We start from the raw sequence: 19,948 nt of genomic DNA, 5'->3' as shown, positions 1-19,948 counted from the left end.
TTTTTTTATGCTATTTTTTAAGCCCTTGGACATTTGCCGGATGAGGCCGTTTTGAACAGCGAATTACTGTGGGTGCTGAGTTTACTGCTGATTGCCATCGTGCTGTTTACCACCAACAAGCTGCGCATGGACGTGGTGGCGCTGTTGGTGATCATCGCCTTCGTGCTGAGCGGCACGCTCAGCCTGCAGGAGGCGACGGTCGGGTTCAGCGATCCCAACGTGATTCTGATCGCCGCGCTGTTCGTGATCGGCGAAGGGTTGGTACGCACCGGGGTGGCCTATCAGGTGGGCGACTGGTTGGTGAAAGTGGCCGGCAGCAGCGAAACCAAAATGTTGATGCTGCTGATGGTGACGGTCGCCGGGCTGGGGGCATTTATGAGCTCGACCGGCGTGGTGGCGATCTTTATCCCGGTGGTGCTCAGCGTGACGGCCAGAATGAAGATCGCGCCGGGGCGGCTGATGATGCCGCTCAGCTTTGCCGGGCTTATCAGCGGCATGATGACGTTGGTGGCCACGCCACCCAATATGGTGGTCAACAGCGAGCTGGTGCGCGAAGGCATCCATGGTTTCGGTTTCTTCAGCGTGACGCCGATCGGCCTGGTGGTGCTGGCGCTGGGGGTCGGCTACATGCTGATCGCCCGGCGTTGGCTGGGCAGCGGTGACACGGGCAAAGCCGGCGACGGCTGGCAGCGCCGCACCTTCCGCGATCTGATCCGCGATTACAGACTGACCGGCCGCGCGCGGCGGCTGGCTGTCCGCAGCGCTTCGCCGCTGATTGGGCGTTCGCTGGATGAACTGCACCTGCGTGCGCGCTACGGCGCCAACGTGGTGGGCATCGAACGCTGGAAACGCTTTCGGCGGGTGATGGTCAGCGCCTCCGGCAGCACCGAGCTGCGCGAGGGCGACGTCCTCTTGATCGACATGTCGGACAGCCAGATCGATCTGCGCGAATTCTGCGGCGAACAGCGGCTGGAGCCGATGGTGCTGCGCGGCGATTACTTCTCGGAACAGTCGCGCAACGTCGGCATGGCGGAGGTCTCGCTGATCCCTGACTCGGCGCTGCTGGGCAAAAGCCTGCGCGAAGCGGCGTTCCGCAGCCGCTACGATCTGAACGTGGTGGGCATCCGCCGCCACGGCGAGACGCTCGGCGGCAAACTGGTGGACGAGCCGCTGGAGCTGGGCGACATTTTGCTGGTGATCGGCGACTGGAAGGCGATCCGTCAACTGCAGGCCAAAACCCATGACTTTATCGTGCTCAACTTGCCGGCCGAAGTGGACGAAGTGGCGCCGGCCATCACACAGGCGCCGCACGCGCTGTTTTGCCTGGCGTTGATGGTGGCGATGATGCTGACCGACGAAATCCCCAACCCGATCGCGGCGCTGATCGCCTGTTTGCTGATGGGCAAATTCCGCTGTATCGACATGGAGAGCGCTTATAAATCGATCCATTGGCCGAGCATCATTTTGATCGTCGGCATGATGCCGTTCGCGCAGGCGCTGCAAAAGACCGGCGGGGTCAGTCTGATCGTCAGCGGGCTGATGGATGTCGCCGGCGGGGCGGGGCCGCGCGTGATGCTGCTGTGCCTGTTCGTCTTGTGCGCGACTATCGGGCTGTTTATTTCCAACACCGCGACGGCGGTGCTGATGGCGCCGATCGCCATCGCCGCCGCGCGCGAAATGGGCGTCTCGCCATACCCGTTCGCGATGATTATCGCCATCGCCGCGTCCGCCGCCTTTATGACGCCGGTCTCTTCACCGGTCAACACGCTGGTGCTGGGGCCGGGCAATTACAAGTTCGGCGATTTCGTGCGTCTCGGCGTGCCGTTCACCCTGCTGGTGATGGCGGTCAGCGTGATTGTGGTGCCGTGGCTCTACGGTTTTTAACGGCGCAGCGAGGCTGCGCCGGCGGGGTTACAGCGAACTGTCGAGGCTGATTTCGTCCAGCGACAGGCTGAAGCTGGGAATGAACACTTCCATGAAGTAGTCCATCTCCGGGCTGCGGCGCTGTTCCAGGGTTTTATCCAGCCTCGCCTTGGCCAGGGTGAATTCGTTGTTGCCGGCAGACAGCTCTTCCAGGCATTTCAGGTAGGCGCACAGCGCGTCAGCCTGCTTCACCACCTGCTTTTCATCTTCGCTGTAATAATGCTCATCGAGAATGGTGCGAAAATCGTTGCGCAGCTCCGCCGGGATCATGTCCAGCAGCTTTTGCTGGGCGATCTTTTCGATCTTCTTGTACTCATGGGCGATCTGCGGATTGTAGTATTTGATCGGCGTCGGCATGTCGCCGGTGATCACTTCGCTGGCGTCATGGTACATCGCCAACAGCGCAACGCGGTCGGCGTTGAGGTTGCCGTTGAATTTGCGGTTCTTGATCACCGCCAACGCGTGGGCGACAAAGGCCACCTGCAGACTGTGTTCGGAGACGTTCTCGGTGCGCACGTTGCGCATCAGCGGCCAGCGGTTGATCAGTTTCAGGCGGGACAGATGGGCGAAGAAATGGCTCTGACTCATGGTGCTCTCTTTAACGGCAAGTGAGGGCCCCATTGTGAAGCAGTGTCGGCGAATTTTGCAACCGGGCTGTGAGGGAAGGGCGCAGCGAGGCGCTGCGCCCCTGATGATTATTGGTGATAGCCTTCCAGGAAGCGGCCCAGCTTGCCGACCGCCATTTCCAGTTCGTCTACGCGCGGCAGGGTGACGATGCGCACGTGATCGGGGTAAGGCCAGTTGAACGCGGAGCCCTGCACCAGCAGCACTTTTTCCTGCAGCAACAGATCCAGCACCAGCTTCTGGTCGTCATGGATGTTGAAGCGTTTGGCATCGATGCGCGGGAACATGTACAACGCGCCCTGCGGCTTCACGCAAGAGACGCCCGGGATGTCGTTGAGTAATTCCCAGGTGCGGTTGCGCTGTTCGTACAGGCGGCCGCCGGGCTGAATGAATTCGCTGATGCTCTGATAACCGCCCAGCGCGGTCTGAATCGCGTGCTGCATCGGCACGTTGGCGCACAGGCGCATCGAAGCCAGCATCTCCAGCCCTTCGATATAACCTTTGGCGTGCTTTTTCGGCCCGTTCAGTACCATCCAGCCCTGGCGGAAGCCCGCCACGCGGTAGGTCTTCGACAGGCCGTTGAAGGTCACGGTCAGCAGATCCGGCGCCAGCGCGGCGATCGAGTGGTGCTCTGCTTCGTCGTACAGGATCTTGTCGTAGATCTCGTCGGCGAAGATGATCAGGTTGTGTTGACGGGCGATCTCGACGATCTGCTCAAGCAGCGCTTTGCTGTAGACCGCACCGGTCGGGTTGTTCGGGTTGATGATCACGATGCCGCGGGTGCGCGGGGTGATCTTGCTGATGATGTCGTCCAGATCCGGGAACCAGCCGGCCTGCTCATCGCACAGGTAATGTACGGCCTTGCCGCCGGACAGCGACACTGCGGCGGTCCACAGCGGATAGTCCGGCGCCGGCACCAGCATTTCGTCGCCGCTGTTGAGCAGCGCCTGCATGGACTGAACGATCAGCTCGGAGACGCCGTTGCCAATGTAGATATCCTCAACGGTCACGTCACGCATGTTGCGCGCCTGATAGTGCTGCATGATCGCTTTACGCGCCGAGAAGAGGCCTTTGGAATCGGAGTAGCCTTGCGCCGTGGGCAGATTGCGGATCACGTCGACCAGGATTTCGTCCGGGGCGTCGAAGCCGAACGGGGCAGGGTTGCCGATGTTCAGTTTCAGGACTTTATTGCCTTCTTCTTCAAGACGTTTAGCTTCTTTAAGCACCGGGCCGCGAATGTCATAGCAGACGTTGTCCAGTTTGCTGGATTTCTCAATGGGGGACATAAAAAGTTGAGCCTTTTGCTGGGATAGGGGCGCTCCTACCGTGGGACGCCGCAACCCGCCCAATGTACTCCTGGCGTAGTTGCTTTTGAAGGGTTTTGCACGCCTTTGGTGCAAATGCATGTCGTAACGGGGGATTTTAGTTATGATAAGCAAAGGTAAAGTTATTTTGTGGTTCATAATTTCATGAACTATAATTTTACTAGGGTTTTGTTCTGTGAAATCGAGCGTCGTTCAACGCGACGCGCTGGCGTCAGCGCTTGGGTGTGGAGAACTGATAAGCCGTAAGGGAGAATGGTTTTCAGTAACTGTAAAGGAACGATAATACCGGAGTTGTCTGATAGCGGGTTGTCAGATGACACACCACACTAAGAAAAATGGCATATTTACATAAGCTTTACTTTATATTTTATCTTAAGCATTGTTTATGTGGTTATGAGAATATTATTTAAAGTAAAAATCTTACTGATTGAATTTATTAAATTCATTGCGTGGTGACACGAAGTCGGTGCCGTTAATTATTTATATTTCTTGCTCGTAAATGCAGTCTGAACGCCAGTTGATAAGGGTTATCAGTAGCACGAATGGAGTGGAAATTAGGCAGTATGAATGAGTAAAATCTCAGGCCCGGTGGGGGTTTTCCCCGTATGCCGGCATTTAGTCCCCCGCGTTCTATAAGCAGCATCGATAGATCGCATTTCAAAAAGCGATAGAGGTAACGAATCATAAGTAATTTTTTTGCCCTCCACTTATGAGTGGGGTACTGTCATAACAGGCTCCGTCCTTTTTCAACGGCGTCTGAGAAACACACCAGGGTAGTAGTTCGTAAATTAGAATTTAAAAAAGTGAAGAATACACTATGACAACTGCAAATCGTCCGATACTTAATCTCGACCTCGATCTGCTAAGAACCTTTGTTGCGGTTGCTGATTTGAATACTTTCGCAGCGGCGGCTGTCGCCGTTTGCCGTACTCAATCAGCCGTCAGCCAACAAATGCAGCGATTAGAGCAACTGGTCGGCAAAGAACTGTTTGCCCGCCATGGGCGCAACAAACTTCTGACTGAGCATGGTATTCAGCTTCTCGGTTATGCCAGAAAAATCCTGCGCTTTAACGATGAAGCCTGTACCTCTCTGATGTACAACAATATTAAAGGTGTTCTGACCATCGGCGCTTCCGACGACACCGCCGATACCATTCTGCCTTTCCTGCTGAACCGCGTAACCGCCATCTATCCGAAGCTGGCTATTGACGTGCGCGTGAAGCGCAGCACGACGATGGTCGATCTGCTGGAAGAGGGCGAGATCGATCTGGCGGTGACCACGGCCGATCCCGAAGGGCATCCGCACATCGTGCTGCGCACGTCGCCGACGTTGTGGTACTGCGCCGCCGATTACCATTACCAGGCCGGCGAGCCGATCCCGCTGGTGGTGATGGACGAGCCAAGCCCGTTCCGTTCGCTGGCGATCAAGCAGTTGGACGAAGCCGGCATCCCGTGGCGCATCGCCTACGTCGCTTCCACGCTGTCCGCGGTGCGGGCGGCTTGCAAGGCCGGCCTGGGCGTGACCGCGCGGCCGATCGAGATGATGAGCCCTGACCTGCGGGTGCTGGGCGCGGCGGAAGGTTTGCCGCCGTTGCCGGATACCCAGTATGCGCTGTGCAAAAACGCGCAGTGCAGCAACGAGCTGGCGATGGCCATCTTTAGCGCGATGCAGGGCGGCAATGACGGCTATGGCTTCAACGGCGCGGAAGGCGGTCTCCAGAGCGATCAGGATGACGCCAGCCTGGTGGACGAAGAAGAATAACGCTGCGGCGCGATATCTGATGAAAACCTCTGCTTCGGCGGAGGTTTTTTTTGTCCTTTTTTTACCTAAAATTGTATTTATATGTGTTTGGTTTGTTTTTTTAATTGAGTTGGATGTTTTGTTAACTTTTAAGCGTTACTGAAAAGAGAGTTTGGCCTGGTTTAATACGCTAAGTTCGTTTTTTGAGCAATAAGATTGAATGGGTTAAAGGCATGGTAATAGAAGGGTTATTTTGTTAGCTTATAGCGGCCGTTTTTGCGGCTCAATTTGAGGAAAATTGTTAAAGGGCCACACTTTTTTTGAGGATTTATGCTGAAAACGTGTCCTGGATCAAAAAAATACCCCTAGGTAGTGAGTGGAAGAACAGGGAATTCCTGAGACAATGGTATAGTAAAACTGAAATGTGCATGTTGGTTTATATCTATCTGTTTCTACACAAAAATTAACTGACACGATTTAGCCTGTCCCTGGCGCATCAAATGTTAATCAAATGATACGTATGTAAACTAGTGTGTAGATACTTTTGTCAAAGTTGACAAAAGGTTATAGAAAGGAGTAAAAAGCCCACAGAAAAACGCTGCCTAACTCGCTGTAAAAGCAGTTTGTTTGTGTGGTTATTTATCCTTCCCTTAAATCGATGTGGCGCACTAACTGCCGGTGACAAGAGCAGTGCGATCGACGCCACTTTTGATGAGTAAGCATAGAGTATGTCAACAACCACTGAAGTTATCGCTCATCACTGGGCGCTCGCCGTATTTCTCGTTGTGGCTATCGGGCTCTGCGGCTTAATGCTGCTGGGCGCGTTCTTCTTGGGCGGGAGAGCCCGGGCGCGCGCCAAACACACCCCGTTTGAATCAGGCATCGACTCGGTCGGCACGGCGCGCATGCGTTTGTCCGCCAAGTTCTACCTGGTGGCCATGTTCTTCGTTATTTTCGACGTTGAAGCCTTATACCTGTATGCCTGGTCGGTCTCGATTCGCGAGAGCGGCTGGGTAGGCTTTATCGAAGCCGCCATTTTCATTTTGGTGCTATTGGCCGGTCTGGTTTATCTGGTGCGCATCGGCGCGTTGGATTGGACTCCGGCGCGTTCCCAACGCCGCAGCAAACCGAGCACGATCACTAACACCAACAGTCATCCGCAGTAACAGCGAGGCATTAAGATGGACTATACGCTCACCCGCATAGACCCGAACGGTGAGAACGACCGTTATCCCCTGCAAAAACAGGAGATCGTCGCCGATCCCCTGGAACAACAGGTCCACCGCACGGTTTACATGGGTAAACTCGAGCATGCGCTGCATGACATGGTGAACTGGGGGCGTAAAAACTCTATTTGGCCGTATAACTTCGGCCTTTCGTGCTGTTACGTGGAGATGGTGACGTCGTTTACCGCCGTTCACGACGTGGCGCGTTTCGGTGCGGAAGTGTTGCGCGCCTCCCCGCGTCAGGCTGACCTGATGGTGGTGGCCGGCACCTGCTTCACCAAGATGGCCCCGGTTATCCAACGCCTGTACGAGCAGATGCTGGAGCCCAAGTGGGTGATCTCGATGGGCGCTTGCGCCAACTCCGGCGGCATGTACGACATCTATTCCGTGGTGCAGGGCGTGGACAAGTTCCTGCCGGTCGACGTGTACATTCCCGGCTGCCCACCGCGTCCGGAAGCCTACATGCAAGCGCTGATGCTGCTGCAGGAATCCATCGGCAAAGAACGTCGCCCACTGTCGTGGGTTGTCGGCGATCAGGGCGTTTACCGCGCCAATATGCAGTCTGAAAGAGAGCGTAAACACGGCGAGCGCATCGCGGTGACCAACCTCCGGACGCCTGACGAGATTTAAGACGTTCATTTAACGTCCATCTTAGTGCGCTATTGGTTAACACAGCGAAAAGTGAAACTTGCGGCGAATAACCCTTTAGTGTGGTGAAAAAAAATTATGACAGATTTGACGACGCACGACGCCTTGCCTGCCTGGCAGACCCGAGATCACCTTGACGACCCGGTGATCGGCGAACTGCGCAACCGTTTTGGGCCGGAAGCCTTTACTGTTCAGGCCACCCGCACCGGCATGCCCGTGGTATGGGTTAAACCTGACCAGTTACTGGAAGTAATGACGTTCCTGAGAAAACAGCCGAAGCCGTATGTCATGCTGTTCGATCTGCATGGCGTGGACGAACGTCTTCGCACCCACCGCGACGGCCTGCCCGCTGCGGATTTCTCCGTTTTCTACCATCTGATTTCCATCGAGCGCAACCGCGACATCATGCTGAAGGTGGCGCTGTCTGAAAAAGACCTGCACGTGCCGACGGCCACCAAGGTGTTCCCAAACGCCAACTGGTATGAGCGCGAGACCTGGGAAATGTTCGGCATCACCTTCGACGGCCACCCGCACCTGTCGCGCATCATGATGCCGCAGACCTGGGAAGGGCACCCGCTGCGCAAGGACTACCCGGCGCGCGCCACCGAATTCGATCCTTTCGTGTTGACCAAGCAGAAAGAAGATCTGGAGATGGAAGCGCTGACCTTCAAGCCGGAAGACTGGGGCATGAAGCGCGGCACCGAGAACGAAGACTTCATGTTCCTCAACCTCGGCCCGAACCACCCGTCTGCGCACGGTGCGTTCCGCATCATTCTGCAGCTGGACGGCGAAGAGATCGTCGACTGCGTGCCGGATATCGGCTATCACCACCGCGGCGCCGAGAAGATGGGCGAGCGTCAATCCTGGCACAGCTACATTCCGTACACCGACCGCATCGAATACCTCGGCGGCTGCGTGAACGAAATGCCTTACGTGCTGGCGGTTGAAAAGCTGGCCGGCATCAAGGTGCCGGAGCGCGTTGACACCATTCGCGTGATGCTGTCCGAACTGTTCCGCATCAACAGCCACCTGCTGTACATCTCCACCTTCATTCAGGACGTCGGCGCGATGACCCCGGTGTTCTTCGCCTTTACCGACCGCCAGAAGATCTACGATCTGGTGGAAGCGATCACCGGCTTCCGTATGCACCCGGCCTGGTTCCGCATCGGCGGCGTCGCGCACGATCTGCCGCGCGGCTGGGATCGCCTGCTGCGTGAATTCCTCGAATGGATGCCGAAGCGTCTGGATTCCTACGTGAAAGCGGCGCTGAAGAACAGCATTCTGAAAGGCCGTTCCATCGGCGTCGCGTCTTACAACGCCAAAGAAGCGCTGGAATGGGGCGTGACCGGTGCCGGTCTGCGCGCCACCGGCGTCGAGTTCGACGTGCGTAAATGGCGCCCGTACTCCGGCTACGAGAACTTCGACTTCGAAGTGCCGGTCGGCGACGGCAACAGCGATTGCTACACCCGCGTGATGCTGAAGGTGGAAGAGCTGCGCCAGAGCCTGCGCATCCTCGAACAGTGCCTGAACAATATGCCGGAAGGCCCGTTCAAGGCCGATCACCCGCTGACCACGCCGCCGCCGAAAGAGCGCACGCTGCAGCACATTGAAACGCTGATCACCCACTTCCTGCAGGTTTCCTGGGGCCCGGTGATGCCAGCCAACGAATCATTCCAGATGATTGAAGCCACCAAAGGGATCAACAGCTACTACCTGACCAGCGACGGCAGCACCATGAGCTACCGCACCCGGGTACGTACGCCGAGCTTTGCGCACCTGCAGCAGATCCCATCGGTCATCCGAGGCAGCCTGGTTTCCGACCTGATCGTCTATCTGGGTAGTATCGATTTTGTAATGTCAGATGTGGACCGCTAACTATGCATGATCAAAAAGACAATCACGCAGTCAACGATGCGCTCGAGCCCATCAATGCAGCCGCTCCTCAGAGCGGCGTTGATGCATTTGTACTGAGCGCGGAAGAACGTGATGCGATCGAGCACGAAAAGCACCATTACGAGGATCCGCGCGCCGCTTCCATCGAAGCACTGAAAATTGTGCAGAAGCAGCGCGGCTGGGTTCCGGACGGTGCGATTTACGCCATCGCGGAAGTGCTGGGCATCCCCGCCAGCGACGTAGAAGGCGTGGCCACGTTCTACAGCCAGATTTTCCGTCAGCCAGTAGGACGTCACGTGATCCGTTATTGTGACAGCGTTGTTTGTCACATCACCGGTTACCAGGGCATTCAGGCCGCTATCGAGAAGAAGCTGAACATCAAACCGGGTCAAACCACCTTTGATGGCCGCTTCACGCTGCTGCCGACCTGCTGTCTGGGCAACTGCGATAAAGGGCCGACCATGATGATTGATGACGACACGCACAGTCAGCTGAAGCCTGAAGATATCGAGACGCTACTGGAGCAGTATCAATGACCAAGCACATTGTACGCACTCCCGAAACGCATCCGCTGACCTGGCGTCTGCGCGATGACAAGCAGCCGCTGTGGCTGGACGAATACCGCAGCAAAAACGGCTATGCCGGCGCAGAGAAGGCCCTCAAAGGCCTGGCCCCGGACGAGATCGTCGGCCTGGTGAAAGATTCCGGGCTGAAGGGCCGCGGCGGCGCGGGCTTCTCCACCGGTTTGAAGTGGAGCCTGATGCCGAAGGACGAATCCATGAACATCCGTTACCTGCTGTGTAACGCCGATGAGATGGAGCCGGGCACCTATAAAGACCGCCTGCTGATGGAGCAGCTGCCGCACCTGCTGGTGGAAGGCATGCTGATCTCCGCGTTCGCGCTGAAAGCCTATCGCGGGTACATCTTCCTGCGCGGCGAGTACATCGAAGCGGCGGCGCACCTGCGTCGCGCCATCGCGGAAGCCACCGAAGCCGGCTATCTGGGCAAGAACATTCTCGGCACCGGGTTTGATTTCGAGCTGATCGTGCACACCGGCGCCGGCCGTTACATCTGCGGCGAAGAAACCGCGCTGATCAACTCGCTGGAAGGCCGCCGCGCCAACCCGCGTTCCAAGCCGCCATTCCCGGCCAGCGCCGGCGTCTGGGGCAAGCCGACCTGCGTCAACAACGTCGAAACGCTGTGCAACGTGCCGGCCATTTTGGCGAACGGCGTGGAGTGGTACACCGGCATCTCCGGCAGTGAAGACAAAGGCACCAAGCTGATGGGCTTCTCCGGCCGGGTGAAAAATCCGGGCGTCTGGGAGCTGCCGTTCGGCACCACCGCGCGTGAAATCCTGGAAGATTACGCCGGCGGCATGCGCGACGGTCTGCGTTTCAAAGCCTGGCAGCCGGGCGGCGCGGGCACCGACTTCCTGACCGCCGATCACCTCGATCTGCCGATGGAATACGGCGCGATCGGCAAAGCCGGCAGCCGTCTCGGCACCGCGTTGGCGATGGCGGTAGACCACGAGATCGGCATGGTGCCGCTGGTGCGCAACCTGGAAGAGTTCTTCGCCCGCGAGTCCTGCGGCTGGTGTACGCCATGCCGCGATGGCCTGCCGTGGAGCGTGAAGATCCTGCGTGCGTTGGAAAACGGCGAAGGGCAGCCGGGGGATATCGAAACCCTCGAACAGCTGTGCCGTTCCCTCGGCCCGGGCAAAACCTTCTGCGCCCACGCGCCAGGTGCCGTAGAGCCACTGCAAAGCGCGATTAAATATTTCCGTGAAGAGTTCGAGGCGGGTATCGCCGTGCAGCACTTCGGCAACGCGCATGCGATTGGCGGCATTCAGCCGAACAATCTGCTGAAGCAACGCTGGTAAGCCGACTCGCCCGAACACGGCCAGAATTTTTGATTAACGCCTGCCGCAAGGCAGGCCACTTGGAAGCATGCTGACTATGGCTACGATTCATGTAGACGGCAAAGAGTATGAGGTAGACGGAGCGGACAACCTGCTGCAGGCTTGTCTCTCCCTCGGCCTTGATATTCCTTACTTTTGCTGGCATCCGGCGCTGGGAAGCGTCGGCGCTTGCCGCCAATGTGCGGTAAAGCAATACCAAAACGCGGAAGATACGCGCGGCCGTTTGGTGATGTCCTGTATGACCCCGGCATCCGATGGCACCTTCATCTCCATCGATGACGGCGAAGCGAAGCAGTTCCGTGAAAGCGTGGTCGAGTGGTTGATGACCAACCACCCGCACGATTGCCCGGTCTGTGAGGAAGGCGGTAACTGTCACCTGCAGGATATGACGGTAATGACCGGCCACAGCTTCCGTCGCTACCGCTTCACCAAGCGCACCCACAACAACCAGGAGCTGGGGCCGTTTATCTCGCACGAGATGAACCGCTGCATCGCCTGCTATCGCTGCGTGCGTTACTACAAAGACTATGCGGACGGCACCGACTTCGGCGTGTACGGCGCGCACGACAACGTCTACTTCGGTCGCCCGGAAAGCGGCACGCTGGAAAGCGAGTTCTCCGGCAACCTGGTGGAAGTGTGCCCGACCGGCGTCTTCACCGACAAAACGCACTCCGAACGCTACAACCGTAAATGGGACATGCAGTTCGCGCCGAGCATTTGCCAGCAGTGCAGCATCGGCTGTAACACCAGCCCGGGCGAGCGCTATGGCGAGCTGCGCCGTATCGAAAACCGTTACAACGGCAGCGTGAACCACTACTTCCTGTGCGACCGCGGCCGTTTCGGTTACGGCTACGTCAACCAGAAAGATCGTCCGCGTCAACCGCAGCAGCTGCGCGGCGACGACTGGATCACCCTGAACGCCGAGCAGGCGATGCAGGGCGCGGCGGACATCCTGCGTCAGGCGAAGAAAACCATCGGCATCGGCTCCCCGCGCGCCAGCCTGGAAAGCAACTTCGCGTTGCGCGAGCTGGTCGGCGCCGAGAACTACTACACCGGTATCGCTCAGGCGGAGCAATCACGCCTGGCGCTGATGCTGAACGTGCTGAAGAACGGCGGCGTTCATACGCCGGCGCTGCGTGAGATCGAAGATTACGACGCGGTGCTGGTGCTGGGCGAAGACCTGACGCAAACCGGCGCGCGCATCGCGCTGTCCGTGCGTCAGGCCGTCAAGGGTAAAGCCCGCGCGATGGCGGCGGCGCAGCGCGTTGCCGACTGGCAGATCGCGGCGGTGCAGAACATCGGCCAGCACGCCAAGTACCCGCTGTTCACCACCAACGTCGACAACACCCGCCTGGACGACATCGCCGCCTGGAACTACCGCGCGCCGGTTGACGAGCAGGCGCGCTTCGGCTTCGCCATCGCGCACGCGCTGGATAGCGCGGCGCCGGCGGTGAACGATCTGGCCGAAGGCCTGAACAAGAAAGTCGACATCATCGTGCAGGCGCTGACCGGCGCACGCAAACCGCTGATCATTACCGGCAGCAACGCCGGCAGCGAAGCCATCATCGAAGCGGCGGCCAACATCGCCAAAGCGTTGAAGGGCCGCGGTTCCGACGTCGGCATCACCTTCGTGGCGGGCGCCGCCAACAGCATGGGCCTGGCGATGATCGGCGGCGGTTCGCTCGATCAGGCGCTGGAACAGCTGGCGAGCGGCGCAGCCGATACCGCCATCGTGATGGAAAACGATCTCTATCGCCATGCGCCGGCGGCGCAGGTGGACGCAGCGTTGGCCAAGGTCAGCAACCTGATCGTCGCCGATCACCAGCGCACCGCGATCATGGACAAAGCCAATCTGATCCTCTCCTCGGCCAGCTTTGCCGAGAGCGACGGTACGCTGATCAACCAGGAAGGCCGCGCGCAGCGCTTCTTCCAGGTATACGATCCGGCTTACTACGACGACGCCAAGAAGAATCAGTTCACCGTGATGCTGGAAAGCTGGCGCTGGATGCACTCGCTGCACTCCACCTACACCAGCCGCCATGTGGACTGGACTCAGCTCGATGACGTGATCGCCGCTTGCGTCGCCGCGTTGCCGCAGCTGCAGGGCATCGTCGATGCCGCGCCGGACGCGACTTTCCGCATTCGCGGTCAGAAGCTGGCGCGTTCGCCGCACCGTTCCAGCGGCCGTACCGCCATGCGCGCCAACATCAGCGTGCACGAGCCGCGTCAGCCGCAGGATAAAGACACCATGTTCGCCTTCTCGATGGAAGGGAACAACAGCCCGCTGGCCGATCGTCAGCAGATCCCGTTCGCCTGGGCGCCAGGCTGGAACTCACCGCAGGCATGGAACAAGTTCCAGGCCGAAGTGGGCGGCAAACTGCGCCACGGCGATCCGGGCGTGCGCCTGATCGAAGCGGGGGAGGGCAGCCTCGGTTACTTCGACCGCGTGCCAGCCGCCTTCAATCCGAACGACGGCTGGCGTGTCGCGCCTTACTACCACCTGTTCGGCAGCGATGAAATGTCGCAGCGCTCTCACGTGATCCAGCAGCGCATGCCGGAAGCCTACGTGATGGTCAACCCGGCCGACGCGGCGACGCTTGGCGTCAACGCGGGCAGCCTGGTGGAGTTCAGCTGTGCGGGCCAGACCTTGCGTCTGCCGGTGCGTCTGAGTGAAACCCTGACCCAGGGCCAGGTTGGTTTGCCGCTCGGCTTGCCAGGGATCCCGCCGATCTTGGTGGGTGCTAAGGTAGACAATCTGCGGGAGGCGGCACGATGAGCTGGTTTACCCCTGAGGTGATCGACATTCTGATCGCCGTTCTTAAAGCGGTCGTGATCCTGTTGGTGGTCGTGGCGTGCGGGGCGTTCATGAGCTTCGGCGAACGCCGCCTGCTCGGCCTGTTCCAGAACCGTTACGGACCGAACCGCGTAGGCTGGGGCGGCTCGCTGCAGCTGGTCGCCGACATGATCAAAATGTTCTTCAAGGAAGACTGGGTGCCGAGATTCTCCGACCGGGTGATCTTCACCCTGGCGCCGATGATCGCCTTTACTTCCCTGTTGCTGGCATTTGCCATCGTGCCGGTCAGCCCGACCTGGGCGGTGTCCGATCTCAACATCGGTATTCTGTTCTTCCTGATGATGGCCGGCCTGGCGGTGTACGCCGTGCTGTTCGCCGGCTGGTCGAGCAACAACAAATACTCGCTGTTGGGCGCGATGCGCGCCTCCGCGCAAACCCTGAGCTACGAAGTGTTCATCGGCCTGTCGCTGATGGGCGTGGTGATGCAGGCGGGTTCGTTCAACATGCAGGCTATCGTTGAATCGCAGGCGCACGTCTGGAACGTCATTCCGCAGTTCTTCGGCTTCGTGACCTTCGCGATCGCCGGCGTGGCGGTGTGTCACCGTCACCCGTTTGACCAGCCGGAAGCCGAGCAGGAACTGGCTGACGGTTACCACATCGAATATTCCGGCATGAAGTTCGGTCTGTTCTTCGTGGGGGAATACATCGGTATCGTCACCGTGTCCGCCCTGATTGTGACGTTGTTCTTCGGCGGCTGGCAGGGTCCGTTCCTGCCGCCATTCATCTGGTTCGCGTTGAAAACGGCCTTCTTCATGATGATGTTCATCCTGATCCGCGCCGCGCTGCCGCGTCCGCGTTATGACCAGGTGATGTCTTTCGGCTGGAAAGTGTGCCTGCCGCTGACGCTGCTGAACCTGCTGGCAACCGCCGCGGTCATTTTGTACAACGCTCAATAAGGGGTGAATAAACCATGACATTGAAAGAGTTAGTGGTTGGTTTCGGCACCCAGGTGCGCAGCATTTGGATGATTGGCATGCATGCCTTCGCCAAGCGTGAAACCCAGATGTACCCGGAAGAACCGGTTTACCTGCCGCCGCGCTACCGCGGCCGCATCGTGCTGACGCGCGATCCGGACGGCGAAGAGCGCTGCGTCGCCTGTAACCTGTGTGCGGTTGCCTGCCCGGTCGGCTGTATCTCGCTGCAAAAAGCGGAACAGAAAGACGGCCGTTGGTATCCGGAGTTCTTCCGCATCAACTTCTCGCGCTGCATCTTCTGTGGCCTGTGCGAAGAGGCTTGCCCGACTACCGCTATCCAGCTGACGCCGGATTTCGAACTGGGTGAGTACAAGCGTCAGGATCTGGTGTACGAAAAAGAAGATCTGTTGATCTCGGGGCCGGGTAAATATCCGGAATATAACTTCTACCGGATGGCCGGTATGGCGATTGACGGCAAAGCCAAAGGCGAAGCCGAAAACGAAGCCAAACCGATCGACGTCAAAGGTCTGTTGCCCTAAGGAGCCAGCAAGCATGGAAATTGCATTTTATCTGGCAGGTTTGATTGCGGTGGCCGCGACGATTCGCGTGATCACCCATACCAACCCTGTGCATGCGCTGCTGTATCTGATCGTCTCGTTATTGGCGATCTCGGCAGTCTTCTTCTCTCTCGGCGCCTACTTTGCCGCCGCGTTGGAAATCATCGTTTATGCGGGCGCCATCATGGTGCTGTTCGTGTTCGTGGTGATGATGCTGAACCTCGGCAACGTGCAGCAGCAAGAGCGCGACTGGATGAAGCCGACGGTGTGGATCGGGCCTGGCCTGCTGTCGCTGGCGCTGCTGGTGGTATTGATCGTCGCGATCCGCAGCGTATCCGATCAGGGTATCAGCGGTGAGATGGTCGACGCGAAGGCGGTGGGCATCAGCCTGTTCGGGCCTTACGTACTGGCGGTTGAGCTGGCTTCAATGCTGCTGTTGGCGGGTCTGGTTGTCGCCTTCCATATCGGCCGCGAGCACAAGCCTGGAGAGGTGCTGAGCAACGCGCCGGCGAGTGGCGAAATGGCGAGAAGAAAATCGGAGGAGCAAGCATGATCCCTCTTCAACATGGCCTGATCCTGGCGGCTATCCTGTTTGTGCTCGGGCTGACCGGGCTGCTGGTGCGCCGCAACCTGCTGTTTATGCTGATCAGCCTGGAAGTGATGATCAACGCTGCGGCGTTGGCGTTTATCGTGGCGGGAAGCTACTGGGGCCAGGCGGACGGACAGGTGATGTACATCCTGGCGATCAGCCTGGCGGCAGCCGAGGCCAGTATCGGCCTGGCGCTGCTGCTGCAGCTCTACCGTCGTCGTCATACCCTGAATATTGATACTGTCAGTGAGATGCGCGGATGAACCTATTATATTTAACAATTCTGCTACCGCTGATCGGGTTCCTGCTGTTGGCATTTTCCCGCGGTCGTTGGTCTGAAAACACGGCGGCCACCGTCGGCGTGGGTTCTATCGGCCTGGCTGCGCTGGTCACGGTGTATGTGGCGATGGATTTCTTCGCCCAGAAAGCCGCCGGCGTGCAGCTGTTCGAGCAAAGCCTGTGGACCTGGATGGCCGTCGGCAACTTCAATATCGGCGTGACCCTGGTGCTGGACGGCCTGTCGCTGACCATGCTGTCGGTGGTCACCGGCGTCGGCTTCTTCATCCACATGTTCGCTTCCTGGTACATGCGCGGTGAAGAGGGCTATTCGCGCTTCTTCGCTTACACCAACCTGTTTATCGCCAGCATGGTGGTATTGGTGCTGGCGGACAACCTGCTGTTGATGTACCTGGGTTGGGAAGGCGTGGGCCTGTGCAGCTACCTGTTGATCGGTTTCTACTACAAAGATCCGGCCAACGGCGCGGCGGCGATGAAAGCCTTTATCGTGACCCGCGTGGGCGACGTGTTCCTGGCGTTCGCGCTGTTCATCCTCTACAACGAGCTGGGCACGCTGAACATCCGCGAGCTGATGATCCTGGCGCCGCAGAAACTGGCGGTGGGCGACACGGCCATCACCTGGGCGACCCTGATGCTGCTGGGCGGCGCGGTCGGCAAATCGGCGCAGCTGCCGTTGCAAACCTGGTTGGCGGACGCGATGGCGGGCCCAACCCCGGTTTCCGCACTGATCCACGCGGCGACCATGGTGACCGCGGGCGTCTATCTGATCGCCCGCACGCACGGCCTGTTCCTGATGGCGCCGGAAGTGCTGCACCTGGTGGGCATCGTCGGTGCGGTCACTCTGCTGCTGGCCGGCTTCGCCGCGCTGGTGCAGACCGACATCAAGCGCGTGCTCGCTTACTCCACCATGAGCCAGATCGGTTACATGTTCCTGGCGCTGGGCGTGCAGGCATGGGACGCGGCGATCTTCCACCTGATGACCCACGCGTTCTTCAAGGCGCTGCTGTTCCTGTCGTCCGGTTCGGTGATCCTGGCTTGCCACCACGAGCAAAACATCTTCAAGATGGGCGGTCTGCGCAAGAGCATCCCGCTGGTGTACGTCTGCTTCCTGGTGGGCGGCGCGGCGCTGTCTGCGTTGCCGCTGGTCACGGCCGGCTTCTTCAGTAAGGACGAGATCCTGGCGGGCGCGATGGCCAACGGCCACATCAACCTGATGGTTGCCGGCCTGGTCGGTGCGTTCATGACCTCGCTGTACACCTTCCGTATGATTTTCATCGTGTTCCATGGCGAAGAGAAAATCAAAGCGCATGCCGGTAAAGGCATCACTCACCACTTGCCACTGCTGGTTCTGCTGGTGCTGTCCACCTTCGTCGGCGCGATGATCGTGCCGCCGTTGCAGGGCGTGCTGCCGGAGACCACCGAGCTGGCGCACGGCAGCGTGCTGCGGCTTGAAATCACCTCCGGCGTGGTGGCTATCGTCGGCATTCTGCTGGCGGCCGCGCTGTGGCTGGGCAAACGCAGCCTGGTCAACAGCATCGCCAACAGCGCGCCGGGTCGTTTCTTCTCGACCTGGTGGTTCCATGCCTGGGGCTTCGACTGGCTGTATGACAAAGTGTTCGTCAAGCCGTACCTGGGCATTGCGAAGCTGCTGCAACGCGATCCGCTGAACTCGCTGATGAACCTGCCGGCCGTCTTCTCCCGCTGGGGGAACCGCGGTCTGACGGTGAGCGAGAACGGTCAGGTGCGTTGGTATATAGCGTCTATGGGTGTGGGTGCAGTGGTCGTATTGGCTCTGTTGATTTTGGTTTAATTGAATAATTTAAACAGACGCATTTTTCGGGCGTAGCGCCGGGCAGGCGCTACGTACAAAGTTTGAAATTATTCGTATAAGGGACACAAAACGCCATGCTATTACCTTGGCTAATTCTTATCCCCTTTATCGGCGGTCTGCTGTGCTGGCAGCTTGAGCGCTTCGGTACTAAGGTGCCGCGCTGGATAGCGCTGATCGCAATGGGGCTGACGTTGGCGCTCTCTCTGCAGCTGTGGATGCAGGGCGGCTATACATTGACCACGCCGAAAGGCATTCCGCAGTGGCAGAGCGAATTCCTGCTGCCGTGGATCCCGCGCTTCGGCATCTCCATCCACCTGGCGCTGGACGGTCTGTCGCTGCTGATGGTGGTGTTGACCGGTCTGCTGGGCGTGCTGGCGATCCTCTGTTCCTGGCGTGAAATCCAGAAGTATCAGGGCTTCTTCCACCTCAACCTGCTGTGGATCCTGGGCGGCGTTATCGGCGTGTTCCTCGCCATCGACATGTTCCTGTTCTTCTTCTTCTGGGAAATGATGTTGGTGCCGATGTACTTCCTGATCGCGCTGTGGGGTCACAAGGCGTCGGACGGTAAAACCCGCATCACCGCGGCGACCAAGTTCTTCATCTACACCCAGGCCAGCGGTCTGGTGATGCTGATTGCGATCCTGGGCCTGGTGTTCGTGCACTATAACGCCACCGGCGTGTGGACCTTCGATTACGAAGACCTGCTGCAAACGCCGATGTCCCACAACGTGCAATATATGCTGATGCTGGGCTTCTTCATCGCCTTCGCGGTGAAAATGCCGGTGGTGCCGCTGCATGGCTGGTTGCCGGATGCGCACAGCCAGGCGCCAACCGCAGGTTCCGTCGACCTGGCGGGCATCTTGCTGAAAACCGCGGCCTACGGCCTGCTGCGTTTCAGCCTGCCGCTGTTCCCTGAGGCTTCGCACGAGTTCGCGCCAATCGCCATGTGGCTGGGCGTGATCGGCATCTTCTACGGCGCCTGGATGGCGTTCGCGCAGACCGACATTAAGCGCCTTATCGCTTACACCTCGGTATCGCACATGGGCTTCGTGCTGATCGCCATCTACACCGGCAGCCAGCTGGCTTACCAGGGCGCGGTTATCCAGATGATCGCGCACGGCCTGTCCGCCGCCGGCATGTTTATCATCTGCGGCCAGCTGTATGAACGTCTGCATACGCGCGACATGCGTCAGATGGGCGGCCTGTGGGGGCGCATCAAGTTCATCCCTGCGCTGTCGCTGTTCTTCGCTGTGGCTACGCTGGGGATGCCGGGTACCGGTAACTTCGTCGGCGAATTCATGATTCTGTTCGGCAGCTACCAGGTGGTGCCGGTGATCACCGTGATCTCCACCTTCGGTCTGGTGTTCGCTTCGGTTTACTCGCTGATCATGATGCAGCGCGCTTACTACGGTGCGCCTAAATCCGACCAGCCGCTGCAGGGCATGACCGCGCGCGAACTGTTCATCATTCTGCTGCTGGTGGTGTTGCTGGTTCTGCTGGGGGTTTACCCGCAGCCGATTCTGGATACTTCCAACGCGGCGATGAGCAACGTGCAACACTGGTTTGGTTCGTCAGTTTCAGCAATTTCAACAACAAGGCCGTAATTCG

General features: G+C 58.7%; 16 protein-coding genes. 14 read left to right on the top strand and 2 right to left on the bottom strand.

Going from position 1 to position 19,948, the window contains the following annotated elements:
• Window positions 1–51: 51 nt before the first annotated feature.
• Complete coding sequence (locus CPH57_RS13415; RefSeq protein WP_033643862.1) at window positions 52–1,884, top strand: SLC13 family permease; 1,833 nt, start codon at window positions 52–54, stop codon at window positions 1,882–1,884.
• Between the two features lie 27 nt (window positions 1,885–1,911).
• On the opposite strand, the gene yfbR is transcribed toward CPH57_RS13415, so the two are convergent.
• Together yfbR and CPH57_RS13405 are read right to left on the bottom strand one after the other, a co-directional pair.
• Window positions 1,912–2,511 (bottom strand): 5'-deoxynucleotidase, encoded by a 600-nt coding sequence (gene yfbR / locus CPH57_RS13410; protein WP_015378582.1) that lies wholly within the window; start codon window positions 2,509–2,511, stop codon window positions 1,912–1,914.
• A 107-nt stretch (window positions 2,512–2,618) separates the two neighbouring features.
• Window positions 2,619–3,833 carry a pyridoxal phosphate-dependent aminotransferase gene (locus CPH57_RS13405; RefSeq protein ID WP_019453720.1) on the bottom strand — a complete coding sequence of 405 codons (1,215 nt, stop codon included), beginning with the start codon at window positions 3,831–3,833 and terminating at the stop codon, window positions 2,619–2,621.
• Between the two features lie 856 nt (window positions 3,834–4,689).
• Here CPH57_RS13405 and lrhA point away from each other — a divergent pair.
• From lrhA to nuoM, 13 genes are all read left to right on the top strand, one after another.
• Window positions 4,690–5,634, top strand: coding sequence for a transcriptional regulator LrhA (lrhA, locus tag CPH57_RS13400; protein ID WP_033643860.1), 945 nt, complete (start codon window positions 4,690–4,692; stop codon window positions 5,632–5,634).
• 707 nt (window positions 5,635–6,341) lie between these two features.
• A complete protein-coding gene (gene nuoA / locus CPH57_RS13395) occupies window positions 6,342–6,779 on the top strand; it encodes an NADH-quinone oxidoreductase subunit NuoA (RefSeq protein WP_004936040.1) in 438 nt (145 codons plus the stop codon).
• A gap of 15 nt (window positions 6,780–6,794) precedes the next feature.
• Entirely contained in the window at window positions 6,795–7,469 is a 675-nt protein-coding gene (locus CPH57_RS13390) for an NADH-quinone oxidoreductase subunit B family protein (protein ID WP_004936039.1), read from the top strand.
• A gap of 96 nt (window positions 7,470–7,565) precedes the next feature.
• On the top strand, window positions 7,566–9,362 hold the full coding sequence (nuoC, locus tag CPH57_RS13385) for an NADH-quinone oxidoreductase subunit C/D (protein ID WP_033651942.1): 1,797 nt from the start codon (window positions 7,566–7,568) through the stop codon (window positions 9,360–9,362).
• A gap of 2 nt (window positions 9,363–9,364) precedes the next feature.
• Window positions 9,365–9,916: an NADH-quinone oxidoreductase subunit NuoE gene (nuoE, locus tag CPH57_RS13380; RefSeq protein ID WP_015378580.1), complete on the top strand. Its 552-nt coding sequence runs from the start codon at window positions 9,365–9,367 to the stop codon at window positions 9,914–9,916.
• Window positions 9,913–11,259, top strand: coding sequence for an NADH-quinone oxidoreductase subunit NuoF (gene nuoF / locus CPH57_RS13375; protein ID WP_015378579.1), 1,347 nt, complete (start codon window positions 9,913–9,915; stop codon window positions 11,257–11,259). Before nuoE ends, nuoF begins: the two co-directional genes overlap by 4 nt.
• Window positions 11,260–11,335: 76 nt before the next feature.
• Complete coding sequence (gene nuoG, locus CPH57_RS13370) at window positions 11,336–14,074, top strand: NADH-quinone oxidoreductase subunit NuoG (protein WP_080301931.1); 2,739 nt, start codon at window positions 11,336–11,338, stop codon at window positions 14,072–14,074.
• Complete coding sequence (gene nuoH / locus CPH57_RS13365; protein ID WP_033643858.1) at window positions 14,071–15,048, top strand: NADH-quinone oxidoreductase subunit NuoH; 978 nt, start codon at window positions 14,071–14,073, stop codon at window positions 15,046–15,048. The genes nuoG and nuoH overlap by 4 nt, the downstream gene beginning before the upstream one ends.
• Window positions 15,049–15,062: 14 nt before the next feature.
• Window positions 15,063–15,605: an NADH-quinone oxidoreductase subunit NuoI gene (gene nuoI, locus CPH57_RS13360; protein WP_025160170.1), complete on the top strand. Its 543-nt coding sequence runs from the start codon at window positions 15,063–15,065 to the stop codon at window positions 15,603–15,605.
• A gap of 13 nt (window positions 15,606–15,618) precedes the next feature.
• A complete protein-coding gene (gene nuoJ / locus CPH57_RS13355) occupies window positions 15,619–16,176 on the top strand; it encodes an NADH-quinone oxidoreductase subunit J (RefSeq protein ID WP_019453717.1) in 558 nt (185 codons plus the stop codon).
• A complete protein-coding gene (nuoK, locus tag CPH57_RS13350; protein ID WP_004936014.1) occupies window positions 16,173–16,475 on the top strand; it encodes an NADH-quinone oxidoreductase subunit NuoK in 303 nt (100 codons plus the stop codon). Before nuoJ ends, nuoK begins: the two co-directional genes overlap by 4 nt.
• Window positions 16,472–18,319, top strand: a complete 1,848-nt coding sequence (nuoL, locus tag CPH57_RS13345) for an NADH-quinone oxidoreductase subunit L (RefSeq protein WP_004936005.1) — start codon at window positions 16,472–16,474, stop codon at window positions 18,317–18,319. Before nuoK ends, nuoL begins: the two co-directional genes overlap by 4 nt.
• A gap of 95 nt (window positions 18,320–18,414) precedes the next feature.
• On the top strand, window positions 18,415–19,944 hold the full coding sequence (nuoM, locus tag CPH57_RS13340; protein WP_033643857.1) for an NADH-quinone oxidoreductase subunit M: 1,530 nt from the start codon (window positions 18,415–18,417) through the stop codon (window positions 19,942–19,944).
• The last annotated feature ends 4 nt before the right edge of the window (window positions 19,945–19,948 follow it).

The organism is Serratia sp. JKS000199 (genome assembly GCF_900215455.1).
GTDB classification, from domain to species: Bacteria; Pseudomonadota; Gammaproteobacteria; order Enterobacterales; family Enterobacteriaceae; genus Serratia; species Serratia ureilytica.
This window is presented reverse-complemented; position numbering and strand designations above follow the sequence as displayed.

Bases quoted from the DNA above. Each gene is read 5' to 3' on its own strand.
- yfbR (WP_015378582.1), bottom strand. From the start codon at position 2,511: ATGAGTCAGAGCCATTTCTTCGCCCATCTGTCCCGCCTGAAACTGATC.
- CPH57_RS13405 (WP_019453720.1), bottom strand. From the start codon at position 3,833: ATGTCCCCCATTGAGAAATCCAGCAAACTGGACAACGTCTGCTATGAC.
- lrhA (WP_033643860.1), top strand. From the start codon at position 4,690: ATGACAACTGCAAATCGTCCGATACTTAATCTCGACCTCGATCTGCTA.
- nuoA (WP_004936040.1), top strand. From the start codon at position 6,342: ATGTCAACAACCACTGAAGTTATCGCTCATCACTGGGCGCTCGCCGTA.
- CPH57_RS13390 (WP_004936039.1), top strand. From the start codon at position 6,795: ATGGACTATACGCTCACCCGCATAGACCCGAACGGTGAGAACGACCGT.
- nuoC (WP_033651942.1), top strand. From the start codon at position 7,566: ATGACAGATTTGACGACGCACGACGCCTTGCCTGCCTGGCAGACCCGA.
- nuoE (WP_015378580.1), top strand. From the start codon at position 9,365: ATGCATGATCAAAAAGACAATCACGCAGTCAACGATGCGCTCGAGCCC.
- nuoF (WP_015378579.1), top strand. From the start codon at position 9,913: ATGACCAAGCACATTGTACGCACTCCCGAAACGCATCCGCTGACCTGG.
- nuoG (WP_080301931.1), top strand. From the start codon at position 11,336: ATGGCTACGATTCATGTAGACGGCAAAGAGTATGAGGTAGACGGAGCG.
- nuoH (WP_033643858.1), top strand. From the start codon at position 14,071: ATGAGCTGGTTTACCCCTGAGGTGATCGACATTCTGATCGCCGTTCTT.
- nuoI (WP_025160170.1), top strand. From the start codon at position 15,063: ATGACATTGAAAGAGTTAGTGGTTGGTTTCGGCACCCAGGTGCGCAGC.
- nuoJ (WP_019453717.1), top strand. From the start codon at position 15,619: ATGGAAATTGCATTTTATCTGGCAGGTTTGATTGCGGTGGCCGCGACG.
- nuoK (WP_004936014.1), top strand. From the start codon at position 16,173: ATGATCCCTCTTCAACATGGCCTGATCCTGGCGGCTATCCTGTTTGTG.
- nuoL (WP_004936005.1), top strand. From the start codon at position 16,472: ATGAACCTATTATATTTAACAATTCTGCTACCGCTGATCGGGTTCCTG.
- nuoM (WP_033643857.1), top strand. From the start codon at position 18,415: ATGCTATTACCTTGGCTAATTCTTATCCCCTTTATCGGCGGTCTGCTG.